The 12,943-nt window shown below is 57.2% G+C and carries 12 protein-coding genes; 9 read left to right on the top strand and 3 right to left on the bottom strand.

What is annotated here, in order from left to right:
• Positions 1 to 290: 290 nt before the first annotated feature.
• Positions 291 to 1,490, bottom strand: coding sequence for a tyrosine--tRNA ligase (gene tyrS, locus CQ041_RS23125; RefSeq protein WP_105524678.1), 1,200 nt, complete (start codon positions 1,488 to 1,490; stop codon positions 291 to 293).
• 209 nt (positions 1,491 to 1,699) lie between these two features.
• Between tyrS and CQ041_RS23130 the strand changes: the two genes are divergently transcribed.
• Both CQ041_RS23130 and CQ041_RS23135 read left to right on the top strand, forming a co-directional pair.
• Entirely contained in the window at positions 1,700 to 3,112 is a 1,413-nt protein-coding gene (locus tag CQ041_RS23130) for a peptidoglycan DD-metalloendopeptidase family protein (protein ID WP_105524680.1), read from the top strand.
• Positions 3,113 to 3,115: 3 nt separating this feature from the next.
• Positions 3,116 to 4,207 (top strand): anhydro-N-acetylmuramic acid kinase, encoded by a 1,092-nt coding sequence (locus tag CQ041_RS23135; protein WP_105524682.1) that lies wholly within the window; start codon positions 3,116 to 3,118, stop codon positions 4,205 to 4,207.
• A gap of 77 nt (positions 4,208 to 4,284) precedes the next feature.
• Here the strand turns inward: CQ041_RS23135 and erpA are convergent, their stop codons facing one another.
• Positions 4,285 to 4,635, bottom strand: coding sequence for an iron-sulfur cluster insertion protein ErpA (gene erpA, locus CQ041_RS23140; protein ID WP_003176443.1), 351 nt, complete (start codon positions 4,633 to 4,635; stop codon positions 4,285 to 4,287).
• 165 nt (positions 4,636 to 4,800) lie between these two features.
• Complete coding sequence (argC, locus tag CQ041_RS23145; protein WP_105524684.1) at positions 4,801 to 5,835, bottom strand: N-acetyl-gamma-glutamyl-phosphate reductase; 1,035 nt, start codon at positions 5,833 to 5,835, stop codon at positions 4,801 to 4,803.
• A gap of 136 nt (positions 5,836 to 5,971) precedes the next feature.
• On the opposite strand from argC, the gene hemJ reads away from it, so the two are divergent.
• The 7 genes from hemJ (at position 5,972) to CQ041_RS23180 (ending at position 12,852) form a co-directional block, all read left to right on the top strand.
• Positions 5,972 to 6,400 (top strand): protoporphyrinogen oxidase HemJ, encoded by a 429-nt coding sequence (hemJ, locus tag CQ041_RS23150; protein WP_105524686.1) that lies wholly within the window; start codon positions 5,972 to 5,974, stop codon positions 6,398 to 6,400.
• 24 nt (positions 6,401 to 6,424) lie between these two features.
• Positions 6,425 to 7,387: a nitronate monooxygenase family protein gene (locus CQ041_RS23155; protein WP_105524688.1), complete on the top strand. Its 963-nt coding sequence runs from the start codon at positions 6,425 to 6,427 to the stop codon at positions 7,385 to 7,387.
• Between the two features lie 34 nt (positions 7,388 to 7,421).
• Positions 7,422 to 8,372, top strand: coding sequence for a DUF805 domain-containing protein (locus CQ041_RS23160; protein ID WP_105524690.1), 951 nt, complete (start codon positions 7,422 to 7,424; stop codon positions 8,370 to 8,372).
• Positions 8,373 to 8,435: 63 nt separating this feature from the next.
• Entirely contained in the window at positions 8,436 to 9,224 is a 789-nt protein-coding gene (locus tag CQ041_RS23165) for an SDR family oxidoreductase (protein ID WP_105524692.1), read from the top strand.
• Positions 9,225 to 9,669: 445 nt separating this feature from the next.
• The gene (locus tag CQ041_RS23170; RefSeq protein ID WP_240995292.1) at positions 9,670 to 10,599 is read left to right on the top strand and encodes a glycosyltransferase family 2 protein; all 930 of its coding nucleotides are present in this window, start codon (positions 9,670 to 9,672) and stop codon (positions 10,597 to 10,599) included.
• Between the two features lie 74 nt (positions 10,600 to 10,673).
• Entirely contained in the window at positions 10,674 to 11,495 is an 822-nt protein-coding gene (locus CQ041_RS23175) for an ABC transporter permease (RefSeq protein WP_105524694.1), read from the top strand.
• Entirely contained in the window at positions 11,485 to 12,852 is a 1,368-nt protein-coding gene (locus CQ041_RS23180; RefSeq protein WP_105524696.1) for an ABC transporter ATP-binding protein, read from the top strand. Before CQ041_RS23175 ends, CQ041_RS23180 begins: the two co-directional genes overlap by 11 nt.
• Positions 12,853 to 12,943 lie beyond the last annotated feature (91 nt).

The raw sequence follows: 12,943 nt of genomic DNA on the forward strand, positions 1-12,943 counted from the left end.
CAGCCTCATTTGCTGTCAAGTGATTATTTTCAGAAGTTTTCGAAGAATTCTTCAACAACTTCAACCACTTGCGCTTCCGATCACTCGTTAGCGGGAGGCGAATTCTACAGCGTTACACGCTGCTGTCAACACCTCTTTTTCAACTTCCTGATCACTTCGATGAACTGAAGCAACCTGCTGCCGAAACCTACATAACTCATTGTTTACCAAGGAGTTTTCCGCTTCGACTGCGCCGGAAGTGGGGCGAATTATAGACAGATATAATTCGCCGTCAACACCTGATTTCCGTTTTATTCGGATTTGAGCGTAATACGCGCAAATGCCTTCTTGCCCGCCTGACAAACGTGGGTAGCGCCCAGCTCGTATATAAAGGTGCGATCCACGACCTCACCATCTATACGTACACCACCGGAACCCAACAGATCGCGAGCAACCGCCGAGTTCTTGACCAGGCCGGCCTTATTGAGCACAGCCGCAATGGGCATTGCCTCGGCAGCAGACAGCTCGATTTCAGGCAGATCGTCAGGCAGCTCACCGTCCTTCATACGATTACCGGCCGCGCGGTGAGCATTGGCCGCAGCCTCTTCACCGTGAAAGCGCGCCACAATCTCTTCCGCCAGCAGAATCTTCACATCACGCGGATTCGCGCCCGCTGCCACATCAGCACGCAGCGCATTGATCTCATCCATCGAGCGGAAGCTCAACAGCTCGAAGTAGCGCCACATCAGCGCGTCAGGAATGGAAACCAGCTTGCCGTACATCACACCTGGCGCTTCCTGAATACCAACATAGTTGCCCAACGACTTGGACATCTTCTTGACGCCATCCAGCCCTTCCAGCAACGGCATGGTGAGAATGCACTGAGCTTCCTGCCCATAGGCGCGCTGCAACTCCCGCCCCATCAGCAGGTTGAACTTCTGATCGGTACCTCCGAGCTCCACATCTGCACGCAACGCCACAGAGTCATAGCCCTGAACCAGCGGATAGAGAAACTCATGAATCGCGATTGGCTGATTGGTGGAGTAGCGCTTGTCGAAGTCGTCACGCTCCAGCATCCGCGCCACGGTGTACTGGGACGTCAGGCGAATGAAGTCTGCCGGCCCCATTTGATCCATCCAGGTGGAGTTGAACGCCACCTCGGTCTTGGCCGGGTCGAGAATCTTGAAGACCTGGGTCTTGTAGGTCTCGGCGTTATCGAGCACCTGCTCACGGGTCAACGGCGGGCGCGTGGCGCTCTTGCCGCTCGGGTCACCGATCATGCCGGTGAAGTCACCTATAAGGAAGATGACCTGATGCCCCAGCTCCTGGAACTGACGCAGCTTATTAATAAGCACGGTGTGACCCAGGTGCAGATCCGGCGCGGTCGGATCAAAGCCAGCCTTGATACGCAGGGGCTGGCCACGCTTGAGCTTCTCGATCAGCTCAGCTTCGACCAACAGTTCTTCCGCACCACGTTTTATCAGCGCTAGCTGCTCTTCAACCGACTTCATAACAGACCCGCAAGGCTCAGATTCAAAAGGGAACCAACCATACAAGATCAGGGACTAATTACAAGTTTTGCCCTGCGCACGGACACCGTTCAGCAAGCCCAGCGTTCGCAAGCTTGCACCACAGATGATTTGGTTATATTTTATACAGTTATTTCATCTTCATCATGTCATTCATCTTTTCCATTTCATCTTCAAAGTCAAAATTACCTATGACCACTGAACCGTCTAAAGCGCCGCCGCTTTACCCGAAGACCCACCTGCTCGCCGCAAGTGGTATCGCCGCCCTTCTCAGCCTGGCACTCCTGGTATTCCCTTCCAGTGACGTAGAAGCCAAACGGACATCCCTGAGCCTTGACCTGGAAAGTCCCGTTGAACAACTCACACAAGATCAAGACGCTTCCGACACGCAGCAAGCCACAAATGCTTCAACCGAATCACCGTTCGCCCAAATAGAAAGCACGCCCGAAGATACCCAACAAGCTGCCCAGGCCCAGCCGGCACCCGCCGCCGCAAAGAGCCCGCAACATCGCGAAGTCCTCGTGACGAAAGGAGACACGCTCTCCACGCTGTTCGAGAAGGTAGGCCTCCCCACCGCGACTGTTAACGAAGTGCTGGCCAGCGACAAACAAGCCAAGCAATTCACCCAGTTGAAACGCGGCCAGAAACTTGAATTCGAACTGTCTCCCGACGGCCAGTTGAACACCCTGCACACCAATGTCAGCGACCTTGAAAGCATCAGCCTCACCAAGGGCGCCAAAGGCTTCGCGTTCAATCGCATCACCACCAAGCCAGTGATGCGCTCTGCCTACGTACACGGCGTGATCAATAGCTCCCTGTCGCAATCGGCGGCCCGCGCGGGCTTGTCCCACAGCATGACCATGGACATGGCCAGCGTGTTCGGCTACGACATCGACTTCGCCCAGGACATCCGCCAGGGCGACGAATTCGACGTGATCTATGAACAGAAAGTCGCCAACGGCAAGGTGGTCGGCACCGGCAATATTCTTTCCGCACGGTTCACCAATCGCGGCAAGACCTACACCGCCGTGCGCTACACCAACAAGCAAGGTAACAGCAGCTACTACACCGCCGACGGTAACAGTATGCGCAAGGCCTTCATCCGCACGCCGGTGGACTTCGCACGCATTAGCTCGCGTTTCTCCATGGGTCGCAAGCATCCAATTCTGAACAAAATCCGCGCCCACAAAGGCGTCGACTACGCCGCCCCCCGCGGCACCCCGATCAAGGCCGCCGGTGACGGCAAGGTGCTGCTGGCCGGGCGTCGTGGTGGCTACGGGAATACCGTGATCATCCAGCACGGCAACACGTACCGCACGCTCTATGGCCACATGCAAGGCTTTGCCAAGGGCGTGAAGACCGGCGGCAACGTCAAGCAGGGCCAGGTCATCGGTTACATCGGCACCACTGGTCTGTCTACCGGCCCGCACTTGCACTATGAGTTCCAGGTCAATGGCGTGCACGTCGACCCGCTGGGCCAGAAACTGCCGATGGCCGACCCGATCGCCAAGGCCGAACGCGCGCGCTTCATGCAACAGAGCCAGCCACTGATGGCCCGCATGGATCAGGAACGTTCTACCCTGCTTGCCTCGGCGAAACGCTAAACCATGCCGCTCTATATAGGCGTGATGTCCGGGACCAGCCTTGATGGCCTGGACATTGCCCTGATCGAACAAGACACGGCGATCAGACTGATCGCCACGCACTACACCCCCATGCCTGATGCTTTACGCACTGAGCTACTGGGCTTGTGCGCCAGCGGTCCGGATGAGATCGCTCGCTCGGCGATCGCCCAACAGAACTGGGTAACCCTCGCCGCCCAGGGCATTCACACCTTGCTGGACCAGCATAACCTCAAGCCTCAGGACATCCGGGCGATTGGCAGTCATGGCCAGACCATCCGCCATGAACCCGCGCGTGGCTTCACCGTGCAAATCGGCAACCCGGCGCTGCTCACCGAACTCACCGGCATCAGCGTTGTGAGCGACTTTCGCAGTCGCGACGTCGCTGCCGGCGGTCAGGGCGCGCCGCTGGTACCGGCATTCCACGAAGCACTGTTTGGTGAAAGCACCGGCAATCGAGCGGTATTGAACGTAGGAGGGTTCAGCAACCTGAGCCTGATCGAGACAGGCAAGCCTGTATCCGGTTTCGACTGCGGACCCGGCAATGTGCTGCTGGACGCCTGGATCCACCTGCAACGGGGTGAGCACTTTGATCGCGATGGTCAGTGGGCAGCCAGCGGCAGGGTCGAGCCTCAGTTGCTCAATACCCTGCTCAGCGATTCGTTCTTCTCGACCAAAGGCCCGAAAAGCACCGGTCGTGAAGTCTTCAACCTGGCTTGGCTGCAACAGCATCTTGCCCCAATGCCGACCTATCGACCTCAGGATATCCAGGCGACACTCCTGGAATTGACCGCCCTGACCATCGTCGAGTCGCTGCAAACCGCTCAGCCCCAGACCGAAACCCTGCTGGTCTGCGGTGGCGGTGCCCACAACGGCGCACTGATGAGCCGACTGGCCAGCTTGCTTGCACCCACTCAGGTGAGCAGCACCGCTACTCACGGCGTGGACCCGGACTGGGTCGAAGCCATGGCTTTTGCATGGCTGGCCCATTGCTGCCTTGAAGGCATTGCCGCCAACCGGCCCAGCGTTACCGGCGCACGCGGGCTTCGAGTACTCGGCGCAATCTACCCCGCCTGACCCGCCATCAAATCAGCTGACAGCAAAACGCCGCTTGGCCTGTCACAGCCAAGCGGCGTTTTCGTCTGCGCGCTCGATCAGATCGAGAACGAAGACCCGCAACCACACGTCGTCGTGGCATTCGGGTTCTTGATCACGAAACGCGAGCCTTCCAGACCTTCCTGGTAGTCCACCTCGGCGCCTGCCAGGTATTGGAAACTCATTGGGTCGACGACCAGGCTCACGCCCTCGCGTTCGACGATGGTGTCGTCATCCGCCACATCTTCATCGAAGGTAAAACCGTACTGAAACCCTGAACAACCGCCGCCCGTAACAAATACGCGCAGCTTCAAGCGATCATTACCCTCTTCATCGACCAGGCTCTTCACCTTGTGCGCAGCACCGTGGGTGAATTGCAAAGCCGTGGGGGTGAAGGATTCAACGCTCATGCTGATAATCTCCCGGCGTAGCGCCGCCCTATGCGTAATGCCGGGCATTATCCGCTTCTCCTAGAAAAGCGGTCAACTATTGTTACGGTATATCAATCTGCCCAGCCGCCATCAAAAACACAAAAGGCCCGATCGACGGGCCTTTTGCACATCAGCCGCGCAGGCTCAAGGCAGCATGCCCGCGTGGGACAGGCCCAACTTCTCATCCAGGCCGAACAGGATGTTCATGTTCTGCACCGCCTGGCCCGACGCACCCTTGACCAGGTTGTCGATCACCGATAGCACCACGACCAGGTCGCCATCCTGGGGACGATGTACGGCAATCCGGCACACATTGGCACCGCGCACGCTGCGAGTTTCCGGGTGGCTGCCAGCAGGCATCACGTCGACGAACGGCTCATTGGCGTAACGCTTTTCAAACAACGCTTGCAGGTCTATCGAGCGGTCAACCACGGTTGCGTACAACGTGGAGTGAATACCGCGGATCATCGGCGTCAGGTGCGGCACGAACGTCAGGCCCACATCCTTGCCTGCCGCGCGACGCAGCCCCTGGCGGATTTCCGGCAAGTGACGGTGCCCTTTAACCGCATAGGCCTTCATGCTTTCCGACGTCTCGGAGTACAGCGAACCTACCGCCGCACCACGACCAGCGCCACTGACACCCGATTTGCAGTCAGCGATCAAACGCGACGCATCCGCCAGCCCGGCCTCGAGCAGCGGCAGGAAACCCAGCTGCGTTGCGGTCGGATAGCAACCCGGCACCGCAATCAGGCGCGCTTGCTTGATCTGCTCACGATTGACTTCCGGCAGGCCATAGACCGCCTCCTCCAGCAACTCTGGGGCACCGTGCGGCTGGCCGTACCACTTGGCCCACTCATCGGCGTCCTGCAGACGGAAGTCTGCCGACAGGTCGATGACCTTGGTACCGGCTGCCAGCAATTCGCCGGCCAGCGCATGGGCAACACCATGAGGCGTGGCAAAAAACACTACGTCGCAAGCGCCCAGGGTCTTGATGTCCGGAACACTGAATGCCAGGCCGTCATAGTGGCCTCGCAGGTTCGGGTACATATCGGCCACGGCCAGCCCGGCCTCGGATCGGGAAGTGATGACCACCACCTCAGCTTGCGGATGCTGAGCCAACAGACGCAGCAATTCGACACCGGTGTAACCCGTGCCGCCGACGATACCGACCTTGACCATAAACCTGCCCTCAACGAACCCACTGGAAAGCCGTCGATAATAGGGGCCGTATCGTCCTGCGACAACCGTCAACGTGACGTACGGGCTAATGAGCCACTACTATCTTCAGTTACCGTGAACCTGGGAATAACTAGAAATGCTCTATCTATGGATCAAAGCCTTCCACATCGTCAGCATCGTCTGCTGGTTTGCCGGGCTGTTCTACCTGCCGCGCCTGTTCGTCTACCACGCCCAAAGCGAGGACACCGTCAGCAAAGAGCGTTTCAGCGTCATGGAGCGCAAGCTGTACCGCGGCATCATGGGGCCAGCAATGATCGCCACCTTGTTATTCGGTGGCTGGCTGATTTACCTCAACCCTGCCATCTTTCAATCGGGCGCCTGGATCCACGCCAAACTGACGCTGGTCGTGTTGCTCATCGGCTACCACCATATGTGCGGCGCCCAGGTGAAACGCTTTGCCCGTGGCGAAAACACCCGCAGCCATGTCTTTTATCGCTGGTTCAATGAAGTCCCGGTGCTGTTATTGCTGGCTATCGTAATTTTGGTCGTGGTCAAACCGTTCTAACTTCAATCACTCGGGGTACCTGAAATGTCGCTGCCCGCTTTGCTTGAACAACGTCTGCGCCTGCCCGTGGTGGTGGCGCCGATGTTCCTGATTTCCAACCCGCAACTGGTCCTGGCGTGCTGCCGCAATGGTGTCGTCGGGAGCTTCCCGGCACTGAACCAGCGTGAGAGCAGTGGCTTCAAGGCCTGGCTGGAAGAAATCGAAGCGGGCCTGGCGCAACTGGAAAACCCCGCGCCGTATGCCGTCAACTTGATCGTGCATAACAGCAATCCCCGGCTGGAGGCTGACCTCGCGATCTGCGTCGAGCACAAAGTGCCCATCGTCATCACCAGCCTGGGGGCGGTAAAAGAATTGGTCGATGCGGTGCACAGCTATGGCGGGCTGGTCTTCCATGACGTCACTACTCGGCGCCATGCGGAAAAAGCCGCCGAGGCCGGTGTGGATGGCCTGATTGCGGTGGCAGCAGGGGCCGGCGGCCATACGGGGACTTGGAGCCCGTTCGCGCTCATCGCCGAGATTCGACAGTTCTTCGATAAAACCCTGCTGCTGGCCGGTTGCCTGAACCATGGTCACGAAATTCTCGCCGCCCAGTTGCTGGGGGCAGACCTTGCCTATTTCGGCACGCGCTTTATCGGCACCACCGAAAGCCACGCGCCACAAGCCTATAAACAGATGCTGCTCACATCGCGGGCCGCCGACATCGTGCACACTCCTGCAGTATCCGGCGTGCCCGCCAGCTTCATGCGCCAGAGCCTGGAAAACGCCGGGGTCGATCTCAGTGCCCTGCAGGTCAAGGGCGAAGCAGGCGCCGGCTCCAAGCTCAAGCCTTTGGGCGACGAAGCCAAGGCCTGGAAAACCGTGTGGTCCGCCGGCCAAGGCGTAGGCGAAATTGACGATTTGCCCAGCGTTGATGAACTCGTCGCTCGCCTGGATGACGAATACCGCAAGGCGCATGTGCAGGCAACCCGGTTGCGCTGGCCGCGCTGAGCCAACCTTTAAATGACGTGACAAGGATGCCCGCATGAGCGACAACCGTTTCAAGATTGTATTTGATGGGGCCCTGCTCCCAGGTGTTGAAAGCACCACGGCAAAACTGAACCTGGCCGAACTGTTCAAGAGTGACGTCAACGCCATCGAGAGTCTCTTCACCGGCCGCCCGGTTGCGCTCAAACGTGACCTGTCACACCCGGATGCCGAAACCTACCTCGCGGCACTCAAGAACGCCGGTGTCGATGCTCGTATCGAAGCCGAACAACCCTTGGCATTCAACCTCGCCGAAACCCACGAAACCGATTCCGGTGCGTCCGATTCATCACACCCTGCCGCCTCCCCTTACGCTCCGCCGCGGGCTGCCGTTGGCGATGAGCTGCCGGAGTTTGCTCCCCTCAAGGTACTGACCATCCACGGGCGTATCGGCCGCCTGCGCTTCCTGGCCTGGACGCTGGTGCTGAGCCTGGCACTCTTTGCCGTGATCGGCGCGGTGTTCCCCATCACCCTGGCCATTTCCGTCGGATCGCCAACGGTCGCACTCGTCATCGGCTCGCTGGTGGGCATTGCGGTTTTCGTCGCGTTCCTGTGGGTCAGTATCCTGATTACGGTGCAACGCCTGCATGACCTCGGCTGGTCCGGATGGTTGTGGTTCCTGAACCTGGTGCCCATCATAGGCAGCATCTTCCCGCTGCTGCTGATAGTGCTACCGGGCAACGCGGGCGCCAACCAGTACGGCGCGCCACCGCCGCGCAACTCCACCGCGGTCAAGGTCCTCGCGTTCTTGTGGCTGGCATTCATTCCAGTGGTCATCGCCTCCGGGGTCATCCTAAACATGACCGGCTACCTGGACCAGTTGGAAGACAGCGTGGACAGCGGCTACGAAACCAGCGCCATGAGCGCAGACGAGGCCGCCACCGTCGAGGAAGACGATGCGCAAAGTGCTGACGACGCAGCCGAACCTGTAGACTCTCCAGAACAGTGAAGAAACGCCCGCCGCCTGTGATGCCGTTATCACAGGCTTCGCGGCGTTGCGATGGAGAAACGCATGACCCGTTACGCTCTGATCACCGGCGCCTCCAGCGGCATCGGCCTGGCCTTGGCCGAAGCCTTGGCCCGTCGAGGCCGCAGCTTGATTCTGGTGGCCCGCCAGCGTGATCAGTTGGAAAGCATTGCACTCGAATTGACCCAGCGCTTTGGCGTCGAAGTGCTGTTCCGCGCCTGCGACCTGGGCGAGCCGTTGCGCTTGTCCGGGTTCCTGCTGGAGCTTGAAGAAGGCGAGCGGCAAATTGATCTGCTGGTCAATTGCGCCGGCATCGGCACCAGCGGGCCGTTCCTGGCCCAGGATTGGATGACTGAACAAGACCTCATCGAAGTCAACATCCTGGCCCTGACGCGCATGTGCCACGCACTCGGCAACACCATGGCCTTGCAAGGCGGCGGGCAGATTCTCAACGTCGCGTCGATCGCCGCCTTTCAGCCCGGCCCGTGGATGAGCAGTTACTACGCCAGCAAGGCCTATGTGCTGCACTTCTCGGAAGGTTTGCGTGAAGAGCTGAAAACCTGCGGCATCAAGGTCTCGGTCCTCTGCCCTGGCCCGACACGCACGGCATTCTTCGGCACCGCCCAGATGGATACCGCCAAGCTCGAGCGCAGCGACAAGCTGATGAGCCCGGAAGAAGTGGCGCTCTACACCGTCCGCGCCCTGGAAAAGAACAAAGCCATCATTGTTCCTGGCCGACGCAACCGCTGGATCACTTTCAGTCCACGCCTGAGCCCGCGCTGGCTGACGCGCAAGATTGCGGGCGCCATCAACAAGGCTTACCTCTTGCGCTGAAGTTTGCTCCCCTGCGCCCTGCCCCGCTCGACTAACACCAGCAGTTTCCAGAGCGGGGAACTGCGCCTGAAAAAAACGAATGACCTATGACTGTAGGAAGTTTACATATAACAATATCAGCCGCACCGCCACAACCGTTATAGCGTCTTAACCACTAACTAGCACTGCCTATATCCGAAGGAATTAGACTACTGGCAATATGCCAACAAACAGTTTTTTACATTCTTTAATCAAAACCACTTCCCTCCCAATAAAACCCACGCATCAAATCATCTGCGCACACTAGGAAACATGGCAATCATCTGCTACGTTTCAATAACACGGGGGCACGTATCAGCTCTGATACCTTCAGCACATCTCGTAGTATGCGTTCTGAGACACTCCACTGAATGGATGAATTTGGCTGCCTCCTACCAAAGCGCTCAATTCAGGGGAGGTGTTCACTATGCCCGCCTTATCGTCTGTTGCAATACTCATGTGCACCTACAACGGCGAGTCTTTTTTAACGGAACAACTGGAGTCATTCAAACAACAAACTCACACACGCTGGAAGCTGGTGGTCTCGGACGACGGCTCTGCCGACAGTACCCTGAAGATCCTGCAAGACTTTCATCGACGCTGGGGCAGTGAGTGTATCAGGATCATTCCGGGGCCCAAGCAGGGCTATGTTAAGAACTTTCTTTCTTTGACGCGCAGGTCAGACATTGAAGCGGATATTTATGCATGGTCCGATCAAGATGACATATGGGGCAACGATAAACTAAAAACCGCGATCGCCTGGCTGGACACCATTGCCCCTGGCATTCCAGCGTTGTACTGCGGCCGCACCCAACTCATCTCCGAGAGGGGTGCACCGATCGGTTACTCTCCCTGCTTTTCGCGCTCCCCTCATTTCACCAACGCATTGGTACAGAATATCGGGGGTGGCAACACCATGGTCTTCAATCAGGCAGCACGGCGCTTGATTCAAGAGACCCACTCGTCTTTGATCATCCCCTCCCACGACTGGTGGGCCTACCTCCTGATATCCGGTGCAGGCGGTACCGTGTATTACGACTCAGCACCACAACTCTTATACCGCCAACATGGCGATAATCTGGTGGGAAGCAATTCCAGCTGGCGGGCCCGTCTGCATCGTATTCGAATGTTATTCCGTGGGCGCTTCTATGAATGGAACACGCAGAACATTCTCGCGCTGGAGAGCATGCGCGAGCACTTGAGTAGCGAAAATCAAAATACGTTGACGTTCTTCATGCGTTTTCGAACTCAAGCCTTACCCTTCAGGCTAATCAATCTATTCCGCTCTCATTTGTATCGACAAACCCTGCTCGGCAATCTGGGCCTGATCGCCGCAGCTGCATTGAAGAAACTATAGCCGATGAATACTTCGAGCACGCGCAACAACTTCAAGCCTGACAGGCGCCCACTGCATGATGAGGTGCCGGGCTGATGCAACGTCACTCAATTGCCCCCACCGAGCTTATCGACAGTTTTTGGCGTAATCGAAAACTTATAACCGCACTTATCAAACGAGAAGTGGTAGGACGCTACCGCGGCTCAATGATGGGGCTGGCCTGGTCGTTCTTTAATCCGATACTCATGCTGATCATCTACACCCTGGTATTCTCCGGCGTGTTCAAAGCACGCTGGGGATCGAACGGCCAGGAAGAGGGTGTCGATTTCGCGATCATTCTGTTTGTCGGACTGATGGTCCACGGGCTATTTGCCGAGTGCATTAACCGCGCGCCGGGACTCATCCTGTCCAACGCAAACTATGTAAAAAAAGTGGTCTTCCCCCTGGAGATCCTGGCTTGGGTCGCCTTTGGCTCCGCACTGTTCCATATGGCGGTCAGCTTCAGTGTCTTATTGATCGCCAAACTCATCATTCACCAACATATTCCCCTCACGGCCGTCTACTTCCCGTTGGTTATCTTCCCGCTGTTCCTGGGCACCCTGGGACTGACTTGGGCCATTGCAGCAGTGGGCGTCTACGTCAGAGACATGGCTCAAGTCACGCAACTGTTCACCACCGTCATGCTGTTTGTATCCGCCGTGTTCTTTCCTATCTCGGCGCTGCCGGAACGTTACCAATTCTGGCTGCATCTCAATCCCCTTGCGGTAGTGATTCAAGAGGCCAGAAACGTACTGCTGATCGGCCACCCCCCCGACTTCACAGCCCTGACGCTGCTGTTCATCATCGGCGCCGCCATGGCCTGGGCGGGGTTCGCTTGCTTTCAAACCACACGCAAGGGGTTTGCCGATGTGCTCTGAAATCATCATAAAGGTCGACCATCTCAGCAAGCGTTATGAGATGTATGCACACCCGCAGGACCGACTGAAGCAGATGCTTTTTCCAAGGCTCCAACGGACCCTGGGGCTGCCGGTGAAAAGCTACTTTTGCGAATTCTGGGCGCTCAACAACATCAGCTTCGAGGTAAAGAAAGGCGAGACCATCGGGATAGTGGGATTGAACGGTTCGGGGAAATCCACGCTGCTCAAGCTGATTTGCGGAACACTCTCAGCGACCCGGGGCTCGATTCAAACACACGGGAAAATCGTCGCGTTGCTCGAACTGGGAACAGGCTTCAATCCGGAATTTACCGGCAAGGAAAACATCTACCTCAACGGTTCGATTCTTGGCCTGACCAAAGCAGAAATAGACAGCAAATACGCCTCTATCATCGCGTTTGCCGACATCGGTGACTTTATCAATCAGCCGGTGCAGCGCTACTCGTCAGGCATGTATGTGCGCCTCGCGTTTGCCGTCATCGCCAATGTCAATGCAGACATCCTCGTGATCGACGAAGCCCTTGCCGTGGGCGACGTACTGTTTGCGCAAAAATGCATGCGTTTCCTTCACGACTTCAAAAAGTCAGGGACCGTTTTTTTCGTCAGCCATGACGCCGGCGCGGTCATCAACTTGTGCGATCGTGCGCTGTGGTTGGAAAAAGGCCAGTTAAAGGCCATTGGCTCGGCAAAAGACATCTGTGAACAGTTCTTGGCAAAACGGTACCACTCAACGCTGGTCGATAAACGCCCATCGGACAAACCCATCGAGTTCACGCCCCCGTCCGCCTCAAGACACGATATGCGCAGTGCCTTCATCAACCACTCAAACCTGCGCAATGACCTCCAGGTCTTCAACTTTTCCGCTGAAACAACAACCTTCGGCAACGACGGCGCAATCATTACCCATGCAGGTATTCAAGACCTGCAGGGCCGTCAGTTGTCTTGGGTCGTCGGGGGAGAAAGGGTCCAAATCGTCATTGAGGCGACGGTTCTACAGCCAAGCCAGAGCCTGATCATCGGCTTTAACCTGAAGGACAGACTCGGCCAGGTACTGATTGGTCAAAATACCTACGTGGAAACATGCCTGGCTCCCATTTCCGCCATCTCTGGGGACCGAGTGCGCGGCGTATTCACCTTCCGTTTCCCTGTATTGAAAGTTGGACATTACACAGTCGACGTCGCCATCGCAGAGGGTTCGCCCAGCGAAGCAACGCAGTTGCAGTGGATAAATGACGCCTTCGTTATCGAGTCAACAAGCTCGAGCATCAGCAGTGGGCTTATTGGCATACCTTTCGATGCCATTGAACTGGTTAATACAAGTGAGCAGCCGAACGAATGAATAGGCGCACAGCATCCTCAACCAAGGTAGCAATCCTATGAATGAGCAGCGACCAGAAACACGACTTTCACTTTTACGCTCCCCCTGCAAA

This window comes from Pseudomonas sp. MYb60 (genome assembly GCF_002979555.1).
GTDB lineage: Bacteria > Pseudomonadota > Gammaproteobacteria > Pseudomonadales > Pseudomonadaceae > Aquipseudomonas.